This window comes from Salmonella sp. SAL04214 (assembly GCF_046550615.1).
GTDB lineage: Bacteria > Pseudomonadota > Gammaproteobacteria > Enterobacterales > Enterobacteriaceae > Salmonella > Salmonella enterica.
Map to the genome: position 1 here is coordinate 396,426 of NZ_JBGDXT010000002.1, position 22,420 is coordinate 418,845.

At 53.5% G+C, this 22,420-nt stretch carries 18 protein-coding genes and 1 pseudogene; 10 read left to right on the forward strand and 9 right to left on the reverse strand.

Translation table 11 applies throughout. From position 1 onward, the window contains the following. Window positions 1–29: 29 nt before the first annotated feature. From eptA to pmrB, 3 genes are read left to right on the forward strand one after another with little or no spacing between them, the layout of a single operon-like run. Window positions 30–1,673 (forward strand): phosphoethanolamine transferase EptA, encoded by a 1,644-nt coding sequence (gene eptA, locus ACLJQD_RS05130; protein ID WP_017441236.1) that lies wholly within the window; start codon window positions 30–32, stop codon window positions 1,671–1,673. Then, entirely contained in the window at window positions 1,670–2,338 is a 669-nt protein-coding gene (gene pmrA, locus ACLJQD_RS05135; protein ID WP_000697899.1) for a two-component system response regulator PmrA, read from the forward strand. Before eptA ends, pmrA begins: the two co-directional genes overlap by 4 nt. 9 nt (window positions 2,339–2,347) lie before the next feature. Further along, on the forward strand, window positions 2,348–3,418 hold the full coding sequence (pmrB, locus tag ACLJQD_RS05140; RefSeq protein WP_001212189.1) for a two-component system sensor histidine kinase PmrB: 1,071 nt from the start codon (window positions 2,348–2,350) through the stop codon (window positions 3,416–3,418). A 7-nt stretch (window positions 3,419–3,425) separates the two neighbouring features. Here pmrB and pmrR read toward each other — a convergent pair whose 3' ends face one another. Then, entirely contained in the window at window positions 3,426–3,515 is a 90-nt protein-coding gene (pmrR, locus tag ACLJQD_RS05145) for an LpxT activity modulator PmrR (protein ID WP_000844399.1), read from the reverse strand. A 69-nt stretch (window positions 3,516–3,584) separates the two neighbouring features. Next, entirely contained in the window at window positions 3,585–5,087 is a 1,503-nt protein-coding gene (gene proP, locus ACLJQD_RS05150; protein WP_017441237.1) for a glycine betaine/L-proline transporter ProP, read from the reverse strand. Between the two features lie 467 nt (window positions 5,088–5,554). Here proP and ACLJQD_RS05155 point away from each other — a divergent pair, with 467 nt between their 5' ends. From ACLJQD_RS05155 to yjcO, 6 genes are all read left to right on the forward strand, one after another. Continuing rightward, window positions 5,555–5,890, forward strand: a complete 336-nt coding sequence (locus ACLJQD_RS05155) for a zinc ribbon domain-containing protein YjdM (RefSeq protein ID WP_000056482.1) — start codon at window positions 5,555–5,557, stop codon at window positions 5,888–5,890. A gap of 119 nt (window positions 5,891–6,009) precedes the next feature. Continuing rightward, on the forward strand, window positions 6,010–6,453 hold the full coding sequence (yjdN, locus tag ACLJQD_RS05160; RefSeq protein ID WP_017441238.1) for a VOC family metalloprotein YjdN: 444 nt from the start codon (window positions 6,010–6,012) through the stop codon (window positions 6,451–6,453). 151 nt (window positions 6,454–6,604) lie between these two features. Further along, a complete protein-coding gene (phnO, locus tag ACLJQD_RS05165; RefSeq protein WP_017441239.1) occupies window positions 6,605–7,039 on the forward strand; it encodes an aminoalkylphosphonate N-acetyltransferase in 435 nt (144 codons plus the stop codon). A 257-nt stretch (window positions 7,040–7,296) separates the two neighbouring features. After that, window positions 7,297–8,205 carry a lipid A hydroxylase LpxO gene (lpxO, locus tag ACLJQD_RS05170; RefSeq protein WP_000457029.1) on the forward strand — a complete coding sequence of 303 codons (909 nt, stop codon included), beginning with the start codon at window positions 7,297–7,299 and terminating at the stop codon, window positions 8,203–8,205. 366 nt (window positions 8,206–8,571) lie between these two features. Next, window positions 8,572–10,719 carry a formate dehydrogenase H subunit alpha, selenocysteine-containing gene (locus ACLJQD_RS05175; protein WP_011233236.1) on the forward strand — a complete coding sequence of 716 codons (2,148 nt, stop codon included), beginning with the start codon at window positions 8,572–8,574 and terminating at the stop codon, window positions 10,717–10,719. A gap of 176 nt (window positions 10,720–10,895) precedes the next feature. After that, the gene (gene yjcO, locus ACLJQD_RS05180) at window positions 10,896–11,585 is read left to right on the forward strand and encodes a Sel1 family TPR-like repeat protein YjcO (RefSeq protein ID WP_017441240.1); all 690 of its coding nucleotides are present in this window, start codon (window positions 10,896–10,898) and stop codon (window positions 11,583–11,585) included. Between the two features lie 157 nt (window positions 11,586–11,742). Here the strand turns inward: yjcO and gltP are convergent, their stop codons facing one another. From gltP to nrfA, 7 genes and pseudogenes are all read right to left on the reverse strand, one after another. Next, on the reverse strand, window positions 11,743–13,053 hold the full coding sequence (gene gltP / locus ACLJQD_RS05185) for a glutamate/aspartate:proton symporter GltP (protein ID WP_017441241.1): 1,311 nt from the start codon (window positions 13,051–13,053) through the stop codon (window positions 11,743–11,745). Between the two features lie 344 nt (window positions 13,054–13,397). After that, window positions 13,398–14,018, reverse strand: a complete 621-nt coding sequence (gene nrfG / locus ACLJQD_RS05190; RefSeq protein WP_000083233.1) for a heme lyase NrfEFG subunit NrfG — start codon at window positions 14,016–14,018, stop codon at window positions 13,398–13,400. After that, a pseudogene (gene nrfF / locus ACLJQD_RS05195) lies at window positions 14,015–16,253 on the reverse strand (heme lyase NrfEFG subunit NrfF). The gene nrfG and the pseudogene nrfF overlap by 4 nt, the downstream one beginning before the upstream one ends. Beyond that, window positions 16,246–17,202 carry a cytochrome c nitrite reductase subunit NrfD gene (nrfD, locus tag ACLJQD_RS05200; protein ID WP_017441243.1) on the reverse strand — a complete coding sequence of 319 codons (957 nt, stop codon included), beginning with the start codon at window positions 17,200–17,202 and terminating at the stop codon, window positions 16,246–16,248. Before nrfD ends, nrfF begins: the two are co-directional and overlap by 8 nt. After that, window positions 17,199–17,870, reverse strand: coding sequence for a cytochrome c nitrite reductase Fe-S protein (gene nrfC, locus ACLJQD_RS05205; protein WP_001278025.1), 672 nt, complete (start codon window positions 17,868–17,870; stop codon window positions 17,199–17,201). The genes nrfD and nrfC overlap by 4 nt, the downstream gene beginning before the upstream one ends. Beyond that, entirely contained in the window at window positions 17,867–18,433 is a 567-nt protein-coding gene (nrfB, locus tag ACLJQD_RS05210; RefSeq protein WP_017441244.1) for a cytochrome c nitrite reductase pentaheme subunit, read from the reverse strand. Before nrfB ends, nrfC begins: the two co-directional genes overlap by 4 nt. Before the next feature lie 44 nt (window positions 18,434–18,477). Beyond that, window positions 18,478–19,914 carry an ammonia-forming nitrite reductase cytochrome c552 subunit gene (gene nrfA, locus ACLJQD_RS05215; RefSeq protein ID WP_000101786.1) on the reverse strand — a complete coding sequence of 479 codons (1,437 nt, stop codon included), beginning with the start codon at window positions 19,912–19,914 and terminating at the stop codon, window positions 18,478–18,480. 432 nt (window positions 19,915–20,346) lie between these two features. On the opposite strand from nrfA, the gene acs reads away from it, so the two are divergent. After that, window positions 20,347–22,305 carry an acetate--CoA ligase gene (gene acs / locus ACLJQD_RS05220; protein WP_000083878.1) on the forward strand — a complete coding sequence of 653 codons (1,959 nt, stop codon included), beginning with the start codon at window positions 20,347–20,349 and terminating at the stop codon, window positions 22,303–22,305. The last annotated feature ends 115 nt before the right edge of the window (window positions 22,306–22,420 follow it).

The following is a 22,420-nucleotide window of genomic DNA, read 5'->3' on the forward strand; positions in this document are numbered from 1 at the left end:
AGCGTCACCGAATCGATGGACGCATCAACATGTTAAAGCGCTTTCTTAAAAGACCTGTTCTTGGGCAAATCGCCTGGCTTCTGCTTTTTTCCTTTTATATTGCCGTCTGCCTGAACATTGCGTTCTACAAGCAGGTACTACAAGACCTACCGTTAAACTCGCTGCGCAATGTACTGGTGTTTATTTCCATGCCGGTCGTCGCGTTTAGCGTGGTCAATAGTGTGCTGACGCTGGCCTCATTTATTTGGCTAAACCGACTGCTGGCCTGCGTTTTTATTCTGGTCGGCGCTGCCGCGCAGTATTTTATTTTGACTTACGGCATCATCATCGATCGCTCCATGATCGCCAATATGATGGATACCACGCCCGCGGAAACCTTTGCGCTGATGACGCCGCAAATGGTGCTGACTCTGGGATTAAGCGGCGTTCTGGCAGCCGTGATTGCCTTCTGGGTCAAAATCCGTCCGGCGACGCCGCGCTTACGTAGCGGGCTTTACCGCCTGGTCAGCGTCCTGATCTCTATTTTATTAGTTATTCTGGTCGCCGCCTTTTTCTATAAAGATTACGCCTCGCTATTTCGAAATAATAAACAGTTGATCAAAGCGTTAAGCCCATCGAACAGTATTGTCGCCAGTTGGTCATGGTATTCGCATCAACGGCTGGCGAATTTGCCGCTGGTACGCATTGGCGAGGATGCCCATCGCAATCCATTAATGCTGAAAGGCGATCGCAAAAACCTGACGATTCTCATCGTTGGCGAAACCTCGCGCGGCGATGATTTCTCTCTTGGCGGCTATCCGCGCGACACCAATCCGCGGCTGGCGAAAGACGATGTGATCTACTTCCCGCATACCACCTCTTGCGGTACGGCGACCGCGATCTCCGTTCCCTGCATGTTTTCTGATATGCCGCGCAAACATTATGACGAAGAGCTGGCGCATCACCAGGAAGGGCTGCTGGATATTATCCAGCGCGCGGGGATTAACGTACTGTGGAATGATAATGACGGCGGCTGTAAAGGCGCATGCGATCGCGTTCCGCATCAAAATGTCACCGAGCTAAACCTGCCCGGACAATGTATCGACGGCGAGTGCTACGATGAAGTGTTATTTCACGGTCTGGAAGACTATATCGACCATTTGAAAGGCGATGGCGTTATTGTATTACATACCATCGGCAGCCACGGCCCAACCTATTACAACCGTTATCCACCGCAGTTTAAAAAATTTACCCCAACCTGTGACACTAACGAAATTCAGAACTGTTCCCAAGAGCAGTTGATCAACACCTATGATAATACCGTGCTGTACGTGGACTATATTGTAGATAAAGCCATTAACCTGCTGAAATCTCATCAGGATAAATTCACCACCAGCCTGGTCTATCTTTCCGATCACGGCGAATCATTGGGTGAAAATGGCGTTTATTTACACGGTTTGCCGTATTCCATTGCGCCGGATACGCAAAAACATGTCCCGATGCTCATTTGGCTTTCTAAAGATTATCAACAGCGTTATCAGGTGGATCAGGCCTGCCTGCAAAAACGGGCGAGCACGCTGGATTATTCACAGGACAATCTTTTCTCAACCATGCTGGGATTAACCGGCGTACAAACGACGTATTACCAGGCCGCAGATGATATTCTGCAACCGTGCAGGAGACTAAGCGAATGAAGATACTGATTGTTGAAGACGACACGCTATTATTACAGGGGTTAATACTCGCCGCGCAAACCGAAGGCTATGCGTGTGATGGCGTTTCGACAGCGCGTGCCGCCGAGCATAGTCTGGAGTCTGGTCATTACAGTCTGATGGTGCTGGATTTAGGGCTGCCCGATGAGGATGGCCTGCATTTCCTGACGCGAATCCGACAGAAAAAATACACCCTGCCGGTACTCATTCTGACCGCCCGCGATACGCTCAACGATCGCATTACCGGGCTGGATGTCGGCGCAGATGATTATCTGGTAAAACCCTTCGCCCTGGAGGAGTTGCACGCCCGCATCCGCGCGCTGCTGCGCCGCCATAATAATCAGGGTGAAAGTGAACTGACGGTTGGCAATCTGACGCTCAATATAGGCCGCCATCAGGCATGGAGGGATGGACAGGAACTGACCCTGACGCCTAAGGAGTACGCGTTGCTCTCACGGTTGATGCTCAAGGCAGGCAGTCCGGTGCACCGGGAAATTCTTTATAACGATATCTACAACTGGGATAACGAACCCTCGACCAACACTCTGGAAGTGCATATACATAATTTGCGCGACAAAGTCGGCAAGTCGCGCATTCGCACGGTTCGCGGGTTTGGCTACATGCTGGTTGCCACTGAGGAAAGCTAAGTGAGCCTGATGCGTTTTCAGCGAAGAGCGATGACCCTTCGCCAGCGTTTAATGCTGACAATTGGTCTTATTCTGCTGGTGTTCCAGTTAATTAGTACCTTCTGGTTATGGCATGAAAGCACTGAGCAAATCCAATTGTTCGAGCAGGCGCTGCGGGATAATCGCAACAACGATCGCCATATCATGCACGAAATTCGCGAGGCGGTCGCCAGCCTGATCGTCCCCGGCGTATTTATGGTTAGCCTGACTCTGCTAATTTGTTACCAGGCGGTACGGCGTATTACCCGTCCGCTCGCCGAACTGCAAAAAGAGCTGGAAGCACGGACGGCGGATAATCTGGCGCCGATCGCCATTCACAGCTCCACGCTTGAGATTGAGTCCGTCGTCTCGGCGATCAATCAACTGGTTACGCGTTTGACCACCACGCTCGACAATGAACGCCTTTTTACCGCCGATGTGGCCCATGAGCTACGCACGCCGCTGTCGGGGGTGCGTTTGCATCTGGAATTATTGTCAAAAACCCACAATGTTGATGTCGCGCCGCTTATCGCCCGTCTTGACCAGATGATGGATAGCGTCTCCCAGCTTCTGCAACTGGCGCGCGTGGGCCAGTCATTCTCTTCCGGGAATTATCAGGAAGTAAAACTGCTGGAAGATGTGATCCTCCCCTCCTACGATGAGCTGAACACCATGCTGGAAACGCGCCAGCAAACTCTGTTGCTGCCGGAAAGCGCGGCGGACGTGGTGGTGCGCGGTGACGCGACGTTACTGCGTATGCTGCTGCGAAATCTGGTGGAAAACGCGCATCGCTATAGCCCTGAAGGAACCCATATCACTATCCACATTAGCGCCGACCCCGACGCTATTATGGCGGTCGAAGACGAGGGTCCGGGTATTGATGAAAGCAAATGCGGGAAGCTAAGCGAAGCGTTCGTGCGGATGGACAGCCGTTATGGCGGAATTGGACTGGGGCTGAGTATCGTCAGCCGCATCACCCAGCTACATCAGGGACAGTTTTTCCTGCAAAACCGTACGGAAAGAACAGGCACCCGTGCCTGGGTGCTGTTGAAAAAGGCATAACAGGCGTTTAATACGTCGTGACCCACACATAGATAAAACTGCTGACAATCAGCACGCTACACAGGGTCGTCAAACTTTTATAAATATAGCTTTTCATGACGCTCTCCTCCAAAGGTATGGAGGAGAGTATGCCCGCGAGAGATTAAGCGAACCTTAAGCGCGAAATTTATTCATCGATACGCGGATGTTGCTGTACCAGACGCGAACGTTTGACCTGCAGCTCCGCAATTTCCTGATCGATGTCGTCGATTTTCTGCTCAATATTATCGTAATGCTCACCCAGAATTTCCTTCGCTTCCTGGATGTCCGACGCCGCTGGCGTTGCGCCTTTTAGCGGACGATTGGCCGTCTCTTTCATGGAAATACCGGTAATCAAGCCGATCACCGCGATGACCATCAAATAATACGCCGGCATCATCAGATCCTGCGAGCTTTCCACCAGCCAGGCCGCCAGCGTTGGCGTCAGACCGGCAATCAATACAGAGATATTAAAAGCCGCCGCCAGCGCGCTGTAACGAATATGCGTCGGAAACATCGCCGGCAATGTCGAGGCCATCACCCCGGTAAAGCAGTTCAGAATCACCGCCAGCATCAACAAACCGGCAAAAATTAGGCCAATAACGTTACTGTTAATCAGGATGAAGGCCGGGATCGCCAGCGCAAACAGCGCAATGCTGCCCATAATCACAAATGGACGTCGACCGAAACGGTCGCTCAGCAGCCCCATCACCGGCTGCACAAACAGCATCCCGATCATAATGGCGATGATAATCAACACGCCGTGATCTTCAGAATAGTGCAGGTTATGCGACAGGTAGCTCGGCATGTAGGTGAGCAGCATGTAGTAGGTCACGTTGGTGGCAATCACCAGACCGATACATGACAACAGGCTACGCCAGTATTTGGTGGCAATCTCTTTAAAGGAGACTTTCGGCCCATCCTGCAACCCTTCGCGGTCGCCCTGCTCCAGTTTATCCACGTGCTGCTGAAACGCTGGCGTCTCTTCCAGCGCATGGCGTAAGTAGAGACCGATAATTCCCAATGGCAAGGCGATAAAGAACGGAATACGCCAGCCCCACTCAAGGAAATTCTCCTCGCCGACAATCGTTGAGATTAAGACCACCACGCCCGCGCCCAGCACGAACCCAGCGATGGAACCAAAATCCAGCCAGCTTCCCATAAATCCGCGTTTACGATCCGGCGAATATTCCGCGACAAAGATCGACGCGCCGGTATATTCCCCGCCAACCGAGAAGCCCTGCGCCATTTTACACAGCAACAACAGTATTGGCGCCCAGATACCGATCGTCGCGTAAGAGGGGATTAACCCGATACAGAAGGTACTGATCGACATAATCACAATCGTGATCGCCAGGATCTTCTGGCGCCCGTATTTATCGCCGAGCATACCAAAGAATAACCCGCCGAGCGGACGAATCAGGAAGGGAACGGAAAACGTGGCCAGCGCGGCAATCATCTGGACGCTGGGATCGGCGCCGGGGAAAAAGACTTTACCCAACGCGTAGGCAACAAATCCATAAACACCAAAATCAAACCACTCCATCGCGTTGCCCAGCGAGGCGGCGGTAATCGCTTTGCGAAGTTTACCATCATCAATGATGGTCACATCGCCCAGTGTAATCGGTTTTATTTTTTTCCTTTTCAGCATAGCTGTCCTCATAGGCTAAGCCCTGTAGCGCTATATACGGCGGGCACTGGCATACCGCGCCAGCGTCGCCGTCGAGCGGAGGGAGGGGCGCGAACGCTATCCCTCATACAAGCGTAGCAGGTTTACTTACACTGTCCGGTTACGGACTGTACAACCGAACCTGTTGACGCCTGAATGGGCAGTTAATGACCTTTTTACCCTAACAGGGTTTAAATATGTGATCAACTTCACACATATATGTTAATTCGGTCAAAAGGTGTAAATAAGGACGCCCTAATGCGCTGTGGTGACAGTAAAAAAGCGGTTATTTGAGTGTAAACCATTGCTGACTGGCGTGGCGCAGACCCATTTATAAAAGCGGCAATAGTCCCGACAACGCTAAGGATTTTGTGTATAATTGCGGCCTTTTTCGGCGATCTGCCATTTTTGGGCGCGTTTGCCCCCGCTGACTTTTTGAGGATACCAACATGTCATTACCCCACTGCCCGCAATGTAACTCCGAATATACCTACGAAGATAACGGCATGTTCATCTGCCCGGAATGCGCTCACGAATGGAACGATGCGGAACCCGCTCAGGAGAGCGATGAGCTGATTGTCAAAGACGCCAACGGCAACCTGCTGGCAGACGGCGATAGCGTCACCATCGTGAAAGATCTGAAAGTAAAAGGCAGCTCTTCCATGCTGAAAATCGGCACCAAAGTGAAGAATATTCGTCTGGTTGAAGGCGACCATAACATCGACTGCAAAATCGATGGTTTTGGCCCGATGAAACTGAAATCCGAGTTCGTGAAAAAGAACTGATTTACCGTGTCATTGCCCGGTAGCGCCTCGCTTACCGGGCCTGAGCGGCCCTGCCACCGACAATATTGTGCCAATTTCGAACTACACTTAACGAGCATCTCTTACCTGAGGTAACCATCATGCCGTTAAGTCCCTATCTCTCTTTTGCCGGCAACTGTGCCGACGCCATCGCGTATTATCAACAAACGTTAGGCGCAGAACTGCTTTATAAACTCAGCTTCGGTGAAATGCCCCCCTCAGCGGCGGATAACGAAGAGGGCTGCCCGTCAGGAATGCGCTTTCCCGATACTGCTATCGCCCACGCCAACATGCGCATTGCCGGCAGCGATATCATGATGAGTGATGCCAGCCCGTCGGGAACGGCGCATTATTCCGGCTTTACGCTGGTGCTTGATACCCAGGATGTAGCAGAAGGGAAGCGCTGGTTTGATAACCTTGCCGCACATGGGCAAATCGAAATGGACTGGCAGGAGACCTTCTGGGCGCAGGGTTTCGGCAAGGTCAGCGATCGTTTCGGGGTGCCGTGGATGATTAACGTGGTTAAACATCAGCCTGCCACCTAACTCCCCGGGAGGATCGCCCTCCCCCTTGCCATCAGAGTGATCTTTGGCTGTACGTTATCCGCCGTTTAACTGTCATAGAATAAATCATGACGGTAGTTTGCTACAGTCTGGCGAAAGATGGTTGATCCTGATGAAGCGTCGGGAGGACATTATGCCAGTCTGTGAATTACGCCACGCGACAACAGAGGATACCGATTCTATTTACGCGCTTATCTGTGAGTTACTTAAAAATGAGCTTGATTATCAGGCTTTCAGGGATGGATTTGCCGCTAATTTACTGGACCCCAACGTTCATTATCGTTTAGCGCTGCGCAACGGAGAGGTAGTCGGCATGATCAGCCTGCATATGCAGTTTCATCTCCATCATGCCAACTGGATTGGCGAAATTCAGGAGTTGGTGGTATTACCGCCGATGCGGGGACAAAAAATTGGCAGTCAGCTTCTGGCCTGGGCAGAAGAAGAAGCACGTCAGGCTGGCGCCGAGCTAACGGAGCTTTCCACAAATATTAAACGCCGCGATGCACACCGTTTTTATCTTCGCGAAGGTTACAAGCAAAGTCATTTTCGGTTTACGAAAGCATTGTGATCGGGCAGCCGTCATCGGGAGATAAGGCATAACGTAATCAGCCGTCACCGGGTGAAGTAGCGGAGTCATCTCAATTCTACTGTCGACAAGCCTGGATAAAGGTTAAACGGGCTGACTCGCTTCTTTAGCAAAAATGGCCCTTTTAAGTTGTAGAAATGTAAATTTATTGTCAACGAACTACACTTTTCTCTTTGGCATCACCGGGAGGGTTGCCTGAAAATCCCGGGATGAGGTTTTCTTAGAAGGACAGTGACGTTATGTTCGCAGCAATCATTATCGGTATTTTTATTATCAGCGTCATTTATGCGCATTCACGCGGGGTGGAAAAACAAAAACTTTCCCGTCAGCTCTTTGACCACTCGACGTTTATGGCGCCGATCAATATGTTCATGACTCGCTTCTCAACGTTACCGGCAAAGCAGCCGTACTTTGATACCACGGCATTTCCAGAGCTGCAGAAGCTGACGGAAAACTGGCAGGTGATTCGTGAAGAGGCGCTACGGCTTCAGCATCACATAAAAGCCGCGCAGGCCAATAACGACGCCGGATTCAACACCTTTTTCAAGCGCGGCTGGAAACGGTTTTACCTTAAATGGTATTCCGATGCCCACCCGTCGGCGGAAACGTTATGCCCGATAACGACAAAGCTGGTCAACAGCATCCCCTCTATTAAAGCGGCGATGTTCGCCGAGTTGCCTCCCGGGGCCTATCTGGGAAAACATCGCGACCCCTATGCCGGTTCAGTACGTTACCATCTTGGATTAAGCACACCGAATGACGACCGCTGTTTTATTGAAGTTGATCGACAGCGCCATAGCTGGCGCGACGGCGAAGCCGTCATCTTCGACGAAACCTACGTTCATTGGGCGGAAAATAAAACTGAGCAGACGCGTATTATCCTCTTTTGCGATATTGAGCGTCCAATGAAATGGCGCTGGGCGCAGAGCGTAAACCACTGGGTCGGCGCATCGTTGATGTCCGCCGCCAGTTCGCCAAACGACGAGAACGATCGCACCGGTGCGATTAATCGCATCTTTAAATACGTTCACGCAGCACGCGATGCCGGGCAACGGCTGAAAAAGAAAAACCGCACTCTCTATTACGCGCTGAAATATCTCGTTATTGCCGCTATTTTTGCCGCGATAATCCTTTTCAGCCTCCTCTGAAGCCGGGCCGCGGTATGGAACTGCCTGCCGCGGCCCGTTCTATCCTGGCGTTAGTCTCAACGCGTTCCCTGGCCTTGAGTCTATCCATCCGGACAATTTATTAAAAACCCCCCACTTCAGGCAGAGCAGATTGCCGGATGGCGGCTCCGCCCTATCTGGCCCGCGCTCAGCGTTTCTCCCCATAATAAATGTCATGCGGCATTTTCTTTCGACACGTCAAAACTGACGATAGCCTGTTTTTCGTCAGGGTTTTGAACAAAATTCGCCCGTAATATCAGGGAAAGCCCATACTAAAAAAGTGGCATAAAACATGCATACTGAGGGCGACAGCGCGTATGCGCGATTTGATTAACTGGAGCGAAACCGATGAAAAAAGTCGTCACGGTTTGCCCGTATTGCGCATCAGGTTGCAAAATCAATCTGGTGGTCGATAACGGCAAAATCGTCCGGGCTGAGGCGGCGCAGGGGAAAACCAACCAGGGTACCCTGTGTCTGAAGGGCTACTACGGCTGGGATTTTATTAATGATACCCAGATCCTGACCCCGCGCCTGAAAACCCCAATGATCCGTCGCCAGCGTGGCGGCAAACTGGAATCTGTTTCCTGGGATGAAGCGCTCAATTACGTCGCTGAACGTTTGAGCGCCATCAAAGCGAAGTACGGTCCGGATGCAATCCAGACAACCGGCTCCTCTCGCGGTACCGGAAATGAAACCAACTATGTAATGCAAAAATTCGCACGCGCCGTTATTGGCACCAATAACGTTGACTGCTGCGCTCGCGTCTGACACGGCCCATCGGTTGCAGGTCTGCACCAATCGGTCGGTAACGGCGCAATGAGTAATGCGATTAACGAAATTGATAACACTGATTTAGTGTTCGTCTTCGGGTATAACCCGGCGGATTCCCACCCTATCGTGGCGAATCATGTGATTAACGCTAAACGCAACGGGGCGAAAATTATCGTCTGCGATCCGCGCAAAATTGAAACCGCGCGCATCGCTGACATGCATATCGCGTTGAAAAACGGCTCGAATATCGCGCTGCTCAACGCAATGGGGCATGTCATTATTGAAGAAAACCTGTACGACAAAGCGTTTGTCGCCAGCCGTACCGAAGGTTTTGAAGAGTACAGTAAGATTGTCGAAGGCTATACGCCGGAGTCCGTCGAAGAGATCACTGGCGTGAGCGCACAGGAAATTCGTCAGGCGGCGCGGATGTATGCCAGCGCGAAAAGCGCAGCGATCTTGTGGGGGATGGGCGTCACCCAGTTCTATCAGGGTGTGGAAACCGTGCGTTCACTGACCAGCCTCGCGATGCTGACCGGTAACCTCGGCAAGCCAAGCGCGGGCGTTAACCCGGTTCGCGGCCAGAACAACGTTCAGGGCGCGTGCGATATGGGCGCGCTGCCGGATACTTATCCAGGCTACCAGTACGTTAAGTTCCCGGAAAACCGCGAGAAGTTCGCTAAAGCCTGGGGCGTAGAAAGTCTGCCTGCGCATACCGGCTATCGCATCAGCGAGCTGCCGCACCGTGCGGCGCATGGCGAAGTGCGCGCGGCGTACATTATGGGTGAAGATCCGCTGCAAACCGATGCGGAGCTCTCTGCGGTACGTAAAGCGTTTGAGGATCTGGAACTGGTCATCGTGCAGGATATCTTCATGACCAAAACCGCGTCGGCGGCGGATGTGATTTTACCCTCCACCTCCTGGGGCGAGCATGAAGGCGTCTTCTCTGCGGCTGACCGTGGCTTCCAGCGCTTCTTTAAAGCCGTTGAACCGAAGTGGGACCTGAAAACCGACTGGCAGATTATCAGTGAAATCGCCACCCGGATGGGCTATCCGATGCACTACAACAATACCCAGGAGATCTGGGATGAGTTGCGTCATCTGTGCCCGGATTTCTACGGCGCCACTTACGAGAAAATGGGCGAGCTGGGCTATATCCAGTGGCCATGCCGCGACACGTCGGATGCCGATCAGGGAACCTCGTACCTCTTTAAAGAGAAGTTCGATACCCCCAACGGTCTGGCGCAGTTCTTCACCTGCGACTGGGTAGCGCCTATCGATAAACTCACCGAAGAGTACCCGATGGTACTGTCGACGGTGCGCGAAGTCGGCCACTACTCCTGCCGCTCAATGACCGGTAACTGTGCGGCGCTGGCCGCGCTGGCCGATGAACCGGGCTATGCGCAAATCAATACCGCCGACGCCGCGCGTCTGGGCATTGAAGATGAAGCGCTGGTGTGGGTTCATTCGCGCAAAGGCAAAATCATCACCCGCGCGCAGGTCAGCGATCGCCCAAACAAAGGGGCGATTTACATGACCTACCAGTGGTGGATTGGCGCCTGTAACGAGCTGGTGACTGAAAACCTCAGCCCGATTACCAAAACGCCGGAGTACAAATACTGCGCCGTACGCGTTGAGCCGATCGCCGATCAGCGAGCCGCCGAGCAGTATGTGATTGATGAGTACAACAAGCTGAAAACCCGCCTGCGCGAAAGCGCAATGGGTTGATCTGCCGGATGGCGGCATCAGAATGCTTTATTCGGCCTGCGTCTACTGTAGGCCTGATTAGATGCATTAGCATCGCCATCAGGCATTTTCCCTATAACAGCCTCCGCCCGGAGGCTGTTTTTTTATCCATACGATCTCTTTATACTGTCTTTTCCGTACCCTAAATAAAACTCAAAATGAAACTACTTCTTGCATTGATGTTGTTTATGACATTCTTTGCCCATGCCGCAGATCCTGAGCCGGGTAGCCAGTATTTGCAGGCAGCAGAGGCAGGTGACAGACGCGCACAATATTTTCTGGCCGACAGTTGGTTGAGCTATGGCGATTTGAACAAAGCTGAATACTGGGCGCAAAAAGCCGCCGACAGTGGCGACGCCGACGCCTGCGCGCTACTGGCGCAAATCAAAATCACTAATCCGGTAAGCCTGGATTATCCCGACGCGAAAAAGCTGGCTGAAAAGGCGGCTAACGCGGGCAGTAAAGCGGGAGAAATTACGCTGGCGCGGATCCTGGTCAACACCCAGGCCGGGCGCCCGGACTACCCAAAAGCCATCTCGCTGCTGCAAAAGGCCTCTGAAGATCTGGATAACGACTCCGCGGTGGATGCGCAAATGTTGCTTGGCCTGATTTACGCCAACGGCGTGGGCATTGCCGCCGATGATGAAAAAGCCGCCTGGTATTTCAAACGCAGTTCCGCCATTTCCCGTACCGGCTATTCAGAATACTGGGCGGGAATGATGTTTTTAAACGGTGAACCGGGCTTTATTGAAAAGAATAAGCAGAAGGCGTTGCACTGGTTTAATCTAAGCTGTCTGGAAGGGTTTGATACCGGTTGCGAAGAGTTCGAAACGCTAACGAATGGCTGATGTTTATTGCCTGATGAACGTAGTCGTTGTAGGCCTGATAAGCGTAGCGCCATCAGGCAACCCGGAGCAGGTTGTCGGATGGCAGCGTGAACGCCTTATCCGGCCTACATTCTCTTTCGCTGTAGGCCGGATAAGCAAAGCGCCATCCGGCAATCCGTTATTGGGCGGTCTTATCAAATTTGCCCAGCACGTCGCGCTCGTAGGCCAGCGCTTTTTTGCGGTCAAACTTGTGTTCCCACTTGGCGATCACCAGCACCGCCAGCGCATTCCCCACCACATTTAGCGCAGTACGCGCCATGTCGAGGATACGGTCGACACCGGCGATAAACGCCAGCCCTTCCAGCGGAATGCCCACGCTGCCCAGCGTCGCCAGTAACACCACGAAGGAAACGCCAGGCACGCCGGCAATCCCTTTCGACGTCACCATCAGCGTCAGCACCAGTACAATTTCCTGCCACAGCGACAGGTCGATACCGTATAGCTGCGCGATAAAAATGGCGGCGATGCTCTGGTATAACGTGGAGCCGTCGAGGTTAAATGAGTAACCGGTCGGTACCACGAAACTGGTGATAGAGGCTGGTGCGCCGTAAGCTTCCATCTTCTCGATAATGCGCGGCAGCACGCTCTCGGAGCTGGCGGTCGAGTACGCCAGAATCAATTCATCTTTCAGAATGCGAATCAGAATCCAGATACTTAACCCGCACAGGCGCGCCACGATGCCCAGCACTACAAGCGCAAAGAAGATAATGGCAAAGTGTACCAGCAGCACCAGTTTCGCCAGCGGCCACAGCGACGCGAAACCAAAATTCGCTACCGTGACGGCGATCAGCGCAAAAACGCCCACTGGCGCATAGCGCATCACCATATGGGTGACTTTAAACATGGTTTCGGAGATAGAGCGGAATACCGTTACCAGCGGCTCGCGGTGAGTTGCCGGCAGAGAAGACAGACCTAAACCGAACAGTACCGAGAAGAAGATAATCGGCAGCATGTCGCCTTTTGCCATCGACGCGACGATGTTGGTCGGCACCAGCGACAGTATCGTCCCCATCAGTCCATGCGCATGACTTTGTACTTCCGCCGTGGTGTTCTGGTATTTCGAAATATCGACGGTCGCCAGTTGCGACATATCAATGCCTGAGCCTGGCTGAAAGACATTCGCCAGCGTAATGCCGAGGATAATCGCCACCGTGGTGATCAGTTCAAAATAGAGAATGGTTTTGGCGCCGATACGGCCTAGCTGTTTTGCATCGCCAACGCCGGCGATGCCGACAATCAGAGTCGAGATCACGATCGGCACGACGATCATTTTAATCAGATGGATAAAAATATCGCCAGCAGGCGACAGCAGGTTGGCAATCAGCCATTCACGACTGTCACTGTGATAATGCAGATAGCTGCCCAACAGAATGCCCAGCACCATAGCCAGCAAAATTTGCCAGGCCAGGCTGACTTTCAAATTTTTCATAACAACAGACTTCCTCGATGAAGCGTTGCTCTCCGCCGAAAGCATGAGAGCAATACATACTGAAAGGGTATGATTTGTGTTGCGTTGGTTTGTAGAGTTTTTTAACGCGCATAATCAGTATCATTTGCATAGCGTCTTGCGCAACCCTTTCATAACAGGGCTTTTGGCTGTTTTTATGCATAATAACGCGAGTTTATGGCGTTAATGATGAATAACTATTTGTTATGGAAAGTTTTTTACTTCGTCAAAAACGAATAATACACTGAGGTAATTAATTTTTACTTGTGTCTCATTCGCCGTTTTTTTAAACAGCACACATGACAAAAGTCACAAAAAAGAAAAAATTATTTCTGCCGATTTTGTAACAATTTAGCCAAATTAATGGCCTCTACCAGCTGCGTGCGATTCACTCGCGGCGAGTTAGCATCCAGTAAGGTTTGCCACAGCGACACGGCTTGCGCATAATCCGCCTGCATAAACGCATCCGCCGCCAGCAACATCTGCGCGGTCACTTCTGTCGCATCCAGCGCTAACGCTTTATTAATCATTTCACGCGTCGCAGGCGTCATATGTTGCCCGGCCTGGTAATACAGCACCGTTGCCAGCGCGGCGAAAAGCTGCGCGTTATCGCCTCGCAGACGCAACGCCTGACGATATGCCAGCAGCGCATTGTCATACGCATTGCGATAGAGATAATACTCGCCCAGCCGCGCCCATTGCTCGCTATCCTGCGGATTGGCGCGAATTTTTTCTTGCAGCCTGGAAAGCTGCGCCTCTGGCGTTTGCGGGTTCGTAAAGTCACGTAGCGGATCGGCCAGACGCTGTTGTTCGCTACGCACAGCCTGCCATTTCGGCGTCAACAGATAGCCGCCGACACAGGCAGCCACCATCAACACCGCCGCAGCCGCCAGACGCTTTACAGGCATGGGACGTAACGGCGCAGTGGAGTGTTCAGACTGGCTCATTGTTCCCCCTCTCCTGCGTGCTGACGCTTTCTCACCCGCCAGGCCACCACGCCCACCAGCAATAACAGCAGGTACGGCAGCGCCCACAACAGCAGCGTTTGCTCATTCAGCGGCGGGTTGTAGCGCACGAAATCACCATAGCGGTCGGTCATCCAGGCGGTGATTTCCGCTTCGCTTTTACCTTCGGCAACCATGCTGTAAACCTGATGGCGCATACTGACCGCCACGGGCGCATTGGATTCCAACAAATTCTGGTTCTGACACTGCGGACAGCGCAGTTGACTGGCAATAGACAGCGCTTTTTCCTGCTGTTGCGGATTGTCAAAGCGCCAGGTATCCACCACCTGGGCGTGGGTGGCGAAGGTGATTAAAAACAGGACGATCGTTAAGAGTAAAAACTTTCTGCCGGATGGCGCTACGCTTATCCGGCCTACGGTTTGCGCATCCTGTAGGCCGGATAAGGCGTTTACGCCGCCATCCGGCAACGCTGTGAGTAATTTACGCATCACGCTTCCTCCCCCGCCATCCGCTCAGCAGCGCGCCACACACCATCAACAATCCCCCACCCCAGATCCAGCGCACGCCGGTCTGCACGTATAAGCGCATGGCGTAACGATCCGCTCCGGTTTTTTCGCCCATCACCGCGTACCAGTCATGTAGCAGGTTCCAGTGAATCCCCGGCTCCATCATCTGTTGACGACGCGCGGCATAGAAGCGCCTTTCAGGCTGCAGGCTGCCAATGCGTTTTTCATTCCGCCACAACGTGATCCGCGCTTTTTCACTGGTGTAGTTGCCTTTGGCTTCCAGATCCAGACGCTCGAAACGAAAGGTATAGCCCGCCAGTACTACCTGCTGACTGGGGCTGAGGTTAAGGCTGATTTCATGCCGACTGCCGCTGGAAACCATGATCCCGGCGGCGAAGATAAATACGCCCGTATGCGCCAGCAACGCCGGAAGCTGACGATGCACAGAGACTTTGCGGCTTCTGATTGTCGCCAGCACGATAACCACCAGCATCAGCAGGCCAAACGGCAGCGTGACGCGATTAAAATAGGGCGCGCCCACCGAAAGCCTTCCCCAGCCCATCAAACCATAAATCATGGGATAGAGCGTCCCGACCAGCACGATCAACAAGACGGCGCTAAAGAGCAGCAGCGTCGCCAGAATGAGCGTTTCGCACTTTCCGCCGTCCAAACGCGTCGCCGGATACGGCTCCCGCGCCCGCCAGCCGTACAGAGCAAGCGATGCCAGACTTAACGCGGCAAAAAGGATAAACAGCGGCACCGCGCGCACGTTATCCAGCGCAAAGGCATGTACCGAAACAAGAATGCCGGAACGCACAATCAGCGTTCCCAGCAACGAGAGGATCAGCGTCAGTATCGCCAGCAGCAACGACCAGTGACGGAAGCTCCCGCGCTGGCGGCTGACATACAGACTGTGCAGCAAGGCGCTGGCGGCAAGCCACGGCAACAACGAGGCATTTTCCACCGGGTCCCAGAACCACCAGCCGCCCCAGCCCAGTTCGCAATACGCCCACCACGATCCGAGAATGATCCCCAGCGTCAGAGCGCACCAGCCGGGTAACGCCCAGCGCCAGCACACCCAGGCGGTTGCCGCGTTAAAGCCGCCGCACAGTAGCGAGGCCAGCGCTACGCTCGCCGCGGTCATCAGGCCGCCATAACCCAGATAGAGCAGTGGCGGATGTAAGATCAGCCCCAGATGTTGCAGCATGGGATTAAGGTCGCGCCCTTCCATGGCAGGAGGGAAAATACGCAGGAACGGATCGGACCACAGCACAATAAATAGCAGCAGCGAAGCCATAATGAGGGACAAGATGCTCAGGGTCAGCGGAAAAAGCGCGTCAGATTCATGCCGGGAGCGCCAGGCGAATAGCGCCGTCCACCCCGAAAGAAGCAGCGCCCACAGCAGGAGCGAGCCTTCATGACCGCCCCATACCGCCGCCAGTTTCAGTCCCCATGACAACTGACTATGGCTATGCTGCGCAACATAAACGACCGAAAAATCGCTGGTCAGAAAACAGCTAACCAGAATCGCAAACGCCAGTAGCAGCAGCGTGAACGCCGTCCACGCGCCGCAGGTCGTCAGGCGCATGACGCCGCGCCAGTGCAGCCCCATCCCGCACCACGTCGCCAGCGGGGTCAGCACGTTGACCCCGAGACTCAACAACAGCGCCAGAAATCCGGCTTCAGGAAGGAAGATGTCCAGATTATGCAACCGTTAGCTGTCCCGCATAAAGAATGAAAAAGCGCAGCAACAGCACGCCGGTCAAACTGGCGCCGCAAACGGCCAGCACGCCGTGAAACGTGACGCTACGGTTTGCCCAGGGTTTCAGCAACAGCGGGATAATCAATCCCAGCCCTACGACCCCAAGCCAGAACCACCAGCTCCAGAATCCGCCGCCCAGCGCCGCCGCCAGCGCGCGCATTTTGCCGTCATCGCCCAGCGCCAGCCCGATAAAAAAGGCCGCCAGCAGGAAGATCTCCAGCCATACCACCGGGGTTTCCATGCGATGTACAAAGCGCGCCTCGGTGCTGTGCAGGTTGCTACGATGGCGTAACGCCATAGCGATCAGCGCCACCGCCGCGCCGGAGGAGATGCCGGAGAACAGGAACAGCACCGGCAGGATCGGGTTATTCAGGAACGGATAGGATTTCAGCGCCGACAGCAGAAAGCCGGTGTACGCCCCGAGCAAAACCGCCAGTACCAGCATTAACGTCTCCAGCGCGCGATGAAACGGCGTTATTAGCGCCAACACTTTCTGCACGATCTCTAACCGCGACAGCCAACGCTGCTGCAGGGCAATCACCTCTTTTTCAAAGATTTTTGCCAGCCACAGCACTAACACCACCATGTAGAGCTGGAACAGCATCACCCCCATCGACATCACCGAGGTAAAGCTGTAGTGAAACATCAGCTTCCAGAAGGTCCACGGGCGCGTCAGGTGGAAGACCAGAATCAGCAGACCAAGAATAATCGCCCCCGGCCCTAACACCAGCGTGGTGCGTAGCAGCGTGCTGTCCGAACCACCCGCCTCCGGATGGAAGCGGCGCAGCAGAATCGCCAACGTAACCAGTCCGGCGGAGATGCCAATCAGAAACAGATAGATGGCGATGGGCCAGTCCCACACCAGTGATGCAAAATGAAATGCAGAAGCGGATGTCATTGGCTCACCTCCCCATAGTTAAAGGGAACGCGGTAGACCTTCGGTTTTGTGCCCAGCGCCAGCTTGTAACGATAGGTAGTTTTCTGCCGCAACAAACGGGAAATATCGCTGTTGGGATCGTCCAGATTACCAAACGTCAGCGCCTTCGTCGGGCATGACTCAACGCAGGCGGGCTGTTTGCCCGCTTTCAGGTTGGTTTTCCGGCAGAAATCGCATTTATCCGCCGTCTTACTGACCGGATGGATAAAGCGCACGCGGTAGGGACACGCGGCAATGCAGTACTGGCAGCCGACGCAAAGGTCCGGGTTCACGTCGACAATACCGCTGGCGGCATCGCGGAATGATGCGCCGGTCGGGCAGACGTCAACGCAGGGGGCATGGTCGCAATGCTGGCACGAGTGGCGGAAGAAGCGATATTTCACATCAGGAAACGTCCCCTGCGGCTCGCTGCGAATAATCGTCAGGCGCGATACGCCTTCCGGCACGTTGTTGACTTCCCGACAGGCATCCATGCAGGCCGTGCAGCCGATGCATAATGACTCATCGTGTACCATGCCATAACGCACGCCGTTAATATTCAACGTGTTCGCTACAACGCGTCCTGCCATCCCACTGACCGCCGCCAGCGCGCCGACGCGGGTAATAAATTGACGTCGGGTGCAACTCATGGCTGCTCCTTAAGCAACGGAACGGACGCCGGATTAAAGTGCGGGTTAGTACGCTGATCGCTGTGGCAATCCACGCATATTTTGATCCGCCCTTTCTCGCTTAGCGTCTGCATCGTGTCTTGCTGCGGATGCAGGGAATGGCAACTGGCGCAGGTCACTTTAGTAACATGAACATCGTGCGGCCAGAACGCTTTTTGCAGTTGTTCAGGCAAGTGGCAGGACATACAGACGCTGTTCTGCTGCTCTACCGTATACATCGGGTCGTTAAAACGCATCACATCTTTCACCCCTTCACGGTGGTGAAGCGACGGTTGACCGTGGCAGTTGGTACAGGTTATCGGCAATTTATTGTTCGGGTTGATAGCGCCCGTATGTTTACCGTGCATACCTTCGGTGTCCGGCTTGTGACAGTCCAGACAGGCAGCATCCGGATTACGCTGCTGGGTGACCGTCCAGCGTTGATCCGACTCCTGCTGCGTTGGCGTGGCAGTGATTCCACTCAGGCTCCAGAACAGGCCTGACGCCAGCACCCCAGCAGTTAATAACGAACGTAATACGCTCATATTCACTCCGTTGAGTTATCCGCCCCTTACGGGGCGGAATGGGGTTATTGGCTTAACAGACCGTTTTTACGCGCCTGATCTTCCCACTGCGGTACGACCGTTTTCAGGAAGTCCTGCTTCTCCGCGTTGATTTGTTGCATATTCAAACCAATCGCTTTCTGCGCCTTCTCTTTCGTCGAAATATCCGGCAGCGGAATTTCATGGGTAATGCCTTTGGTCGCCAGCAGTCGCGCCAGTTTAGTACGGGCATCCGCGGCTTTATCCATCGCACTGCCTAACATCCGTAGACCTTCTTCCGGGGCATGCATATGAATACCGTGTGACGCAATCGCCAGATCCCAACGCCACTGCGCGTGGCGAATATCGTTCAGAATCGGTTTCATTTCCGCGTCTGTCGCCCCCGCATCCCATGCGGCTTTCGCTTCGAAGTGCGCATGTACCAGCTGATCTTCAACCTTGATTTTCAGGTCATGAATCGCCTGTTTACGCTCGGCGACCACTTTTTGCAGGGACGCTTTGTCCTGGGTGTGGCAGTTGGCGCAGGTTTGCGCGAAATTGTCGAATGGGTTGCCGATTTTATGGTCGGTGTAGAGCTTGCCTTCGGCGTTCTGTACTTTCGGCATGTGGCAGTCGATACAGGTCACGTTGTTCTTACCGTGAATGCCCGCGCTCCAGGTTTCATATTCCGGGTGCTGCGCTTTGAGCATTGGGGTTTTGGACAGAGAGTTAGTCCAGTCAGAGAAGGCGATAGTGTCGTAGTATTGCTCCATATTTTCGACCTTCATGCCCTCATCCCACGGGAACTTAACGGCTTTGTTTTTACCGTCAAAGTAGTACTCCACGTGGCACTGACCGCAGACCATCGATTGCTGATCAAACCGTCCCGCTTTATCAAACGGTTTGCCGATAGCCTCCATCGCCCGTTCGGCATAGGGGCGCGACAACGTTAATGCTGGCTTCCCCTGGGCGAAATCGTCCGACGCGGTGTTATGACAGTCGGCACAGCCCAAATCGTTGACAATTTCCGGGCCGCCTCGCGCCCATTTGCCATGGAAGTAGCCGTCTTCGCCTTCTTGTTGGATAAGGCGCGCGACATCGGGGCTTTTACAACTCCAGCAGGCCATCGGCAGCGGGCCGTCTTCCGCCGTTTTTGGCGCACCGGTACGCAGTGTTTCGCGCACGTCAGTTACCGCATACGCGTGGCCGCGTGGTTTGTTGTAGTCACGGGAGAAGGGATAGCCCGCCCACAGGATCACCAGACGAGGGTCTTCCGCCAGCGCATCTTCACGGGCAGACTGTTCTGACGTCGCTTTCCATGACTGATATTGGTCGGGGTGTTGAGGCGCGAACGTTTCATTTTTCGCTTCAACAGTAACGGTTTTTGCGGATACAGGCGTTTGCTCAGCGTAAACAGAGGTAATGAAGAAAAAAGGAAATATAAGGCTGAAGAAACGGCGTGCGCGTAGTGTTTTCCTTGCCATAGAGGTCTCATCCAGATTGCGCCATTATCTTTAATGGCGATTTTTTATCGTTTTCCATAACAGCAACCGCACAAATACTGTTATTACATTGATCTCCTCTATGTGTAACAAATAACCACACTCAAAATGTTGTCTTTAATCAATTGTAAGTGTATGTAAAATACCACTTTAGAGTTAGTAACCTGGACAAAACTCCCTCTCTATTTCTGATTTCCGGACACGGATCACTTTTTTAAAAAATTTCATATAACGTCATGTTATCCCGAAAATTTATCTAATTTTGCGGGACACAATCAAAAAATAGATTGCTGCTTATTTGCACAGTTCCCTTTTTGCGTGATCTGTCGCCCAAATACTAAACAAAACTTATTAAGACCCTACATTTAACGTTTATGCGACATATTATTAACATCCTACAAGGAGAACAACAGCATGAGCCAAACACATAAACACGCCATTCCCGCCAACATTGCGGATCGTTGCCTGATAAATCCAGAGCAGTATGAGACTAAATATAAACAGTCTATTAACGACCCCGATACGTTTTGGGGCGAACAGGGAAAAATTCTCGATTGGATCACGCCGTACCAAAAAGTGAAAAACACCTCCTTTGCGCCAGGCAATGTGTCGATTAAATGGTACGAGGACGGCACGCTGAATCTGGCGGCGAACTGTCTTGACCGCCATTTGCAGGAAAATGGCGATCGCACCGCCATTATATGGGAAGGCGATGACGCGTCGCAGAGTAAACATATCTCTTATCGCGAACTGCATCGCGATGTCTGCCGTTTCGCGAATACACTGCTGGATCTGGGCATTAAAAAAGGCGATGTGGTAGCGATTTATATGCCGATGGTGCCGGAAGCGGCGGTGGCAATGTTGGCCTGCGCCCGCATCGGCGCGGTGCATTCGGTGATCTTCGGGGGCTTCTCGCCGGAAGCCGTCGCCGGACGCATTATCGACTCCAGCTCGCGGCTGGTGATCACCGCTGACGAAGGTGTACGTGCCGGACGCAGTATCCCGCTGAAAAAGAATGTCGATGACGCGCTGAAAAACCCGAATGTCACTAGCGTTGAGCATGTGATCGTCCTGAAGCGCACCGGCAGCGACATTGACTGGCAAGAAGGCCGCGACCTGTGGTGGCGCGATTTGATTGAAAAAGCCAGCCCTGAGCACCAGCCTGAAGCGATGAATGCCGAAGATCCGCTGTTTATCCTTTATACCTCCGGCTCCACCGGCAAGCCGAAAGGCGTGCTGCACACCACCGGCGGCTATCTGGTCTACGCCGCGACCACTTTTAAGTATGTCTTTGATTATCACCCTGGCGATATTTACTGGTGTACCGCCGATGTGGGTTGGGTGACGGGGCACAGCTATCTGTTGTATGGCCCGCTGGCCTGCGGCGCGACCACCTTAATGTTTGAAGGCGTGCCGAATTGGCCAACGCCCGCTCGCATGTGCCAGGTGGTCGACAAACACCAGGTCAACATTCTCTATACCGCCCCGACGGCCATCCGCGCGCTGATGGCGGAAGGCGATAAAGCCATTGAAGGCACCGACCGTTCTTCACTGCGCATTCTGGGTTCCGTCGGCGAGCCGATCAATCCCGAAGCGTGGGAATGGTACTGGAAGAAGATCGGCAATGAAAAATGTCCGGTCGTCGACACCTGGTGGCAGACTGAAACAGGCGGTTTTATGATCACGCCGCTACCGGGCGCTATCGAACTGAAAGCCGGTTCCGCCACCCGTCCTTTCTTTGGCGTACAGCCTGCGCTGGTGGATAACGAAGGCCATCCGCAAGAAGGCGCGACGGAAGGCAATCTGGTCATCACCGATTCCTGGCCGGGCCAGGCGCGTACTCTGTTCGGCGATCATGAACGTTTTGAGCAGACCTATTTCTCTACCTTTAAGAATATGTATTTCAGCGGCGACGGCGCGCGTCGCGATGAAGACGGCTATTACTGGATCACCGGTCGCGTGGATGACGTGTTAAACGTCTCCGGCCACCGTCTGGGTACGGCGGAAATCGAATCGGCGCTGGTGGCGCATCCGAAGATCGCCGAAGCGGCGGTGGTGGGTATTCCACACGCTATCAAAGGCCAGGCGATTTACGCTTATGTGACGCTCAACCACGGCGAGGAGCCGTCGCCAGAACTGTACGCGGAGGTGCGCAACTGGGTACGTAAAGAGATTGGCCCACTGGCGACGCCGGACGTGCTGCACTGGACCGACTCACTGCCAAAAACCCGTTCCGGCAAAATTATGCGCCGTATTTTGCGCAAAATCGCGGCGGGCGATACCAGCAATCTGGGCGATACTTCGACTCTCGCCGATCCTGGCGTGGTGGAGAAACTGCTCGAAGAGAAGCAGGCCATCGCGATGCCATCATAACCATAAATGCCGGATGGCAACGCGAAAGCGTTTTATCCGGCCTACGACCCTACCCCTGCCCTCTCTCAAACCGGGAGAGGGAAATATAAAAAAACCCTCCCCCAAAGGATTTCGT

What these genes read in the sequence shown, in the direction of transcription:
- eptA (WP_017441236.1), top strand. Translation starts at nt 30, where the DNA reads ATGTTAAAGCGCTTTCTTAAAAGACCTGTTCTTGGGCAAATCGCCTGG.
- pmrA (WP_000697899.1), top strand. Translation starts at nt 1,670, where the DNA reads ATGAAGATACTGATTGTTGAAGACGACACGCTATTATTACAGGGGTTA.
- pmrB (WP_001212189.1), top strand. Translation starts at nt 2,348, where the DNA reads ATGCGTTTTCAGCGAAGAGCGATGACCCTTCGCCAGCGTTTAATGCTG.
- pmrR (WP_000844399.1), bottom strand. Translation starts at nt 3,515, where the DNA reads ATGAAAAGCTATATTTATAAAAGTTTGACGACCCTGTGTAGCGTGCTG.
- proP (WP_017441237.1), bottom strand. Translation starts at nt 5,087, where the DNA reads ATGCTGAAAAGGAAAAAAATAAAACCGATTACACTGGGCGATGTGACC.
- ACLJQD_RS05155 (WP_000056482.1), top strand. Translation starts at nt 5,555, where the DNA reads ATGTCATTACCCCACTGCCCGCAATGTAACTCCGAATATACCTACGAA.
- yjdN (WP_017441238.1), top strand. Translation starts at nt 6,010, where the DNA reads ATGCCGTTAAGTCCCTATCTCTCTTTTGCCGGCAACTGTGCCGACGCC.
- phnO (WP_017441239.1), top strand. Translation starts at nt 6,605, where the DNA reads ATGCCAGTCTGTGAATTACGCCACGCGACAACAGAGGATACCGATTCT.
- lpxO (WP_000457029.1), top strand. Translation starts at nt 7,297, where the DNA reads ATGTTCGCAGCAATCATTATCGGTATTTTTATTATCAGCGTCATTTAT.
- yjcO (WP_017441240.1), top strand. Translation starts at nt 10,896, where the DNA reads ATGAAACTACTTCTTGCATTGATGTTGTTTATGACATTCTTTGCCCAT.
- gltP (WP_017441241.1), bottom strand. Translation starts at nt 13,053, where the DNA reads ATGAAAAATTTGAAAGTCAGCCTGGCCTGGCAAATTTTGCTGGCTATG.
- nrfG (WP_000083233.1), bottom strand. Translation starts at nt 14,018, where the DNA reads ATGAGCCAGTCTGAACACTCCACTGCGCCGTTACGTCCCATGCCTGTA.
- nrfD (WP_017441243.1), bottom strand. Translation starts at nt 17,202, where the DNA reads ATGACATCCGCTTCTGCATTTCATTTTGCATCACTGGTGTGGGACTGG.
- nrfC (WP_001278025.1), bottom strand. Translation starts at nt 17,870, where the DNA reads ATGAGTTGCACCCGACGTCAATTTATTACCCGCGTCGGCGCGCTGGCG.
- nrfB (WP_017441244.1), bottom strand. Translation starts at nt 18,433, where the DNA reads ATGAGCGTATTACGTTCGTTATTAACTGCTGGGGTGCTGGCGTCAGGC.
- nrfA (WP_000101786.1), bottom strand. Translation starts at nt 19,914, where the DNA reads ATGGCAAGGAAAACACTACGCGCACGCCGTTTCTTCAGCCTTATATTT.
- acs (WP_000083878.1), top strand. Translation starts at nt 20,347, where the DNA reads ATGAGCCAAACACATAAACACGCCATTCCCGCCAACATTGCGGATCGT.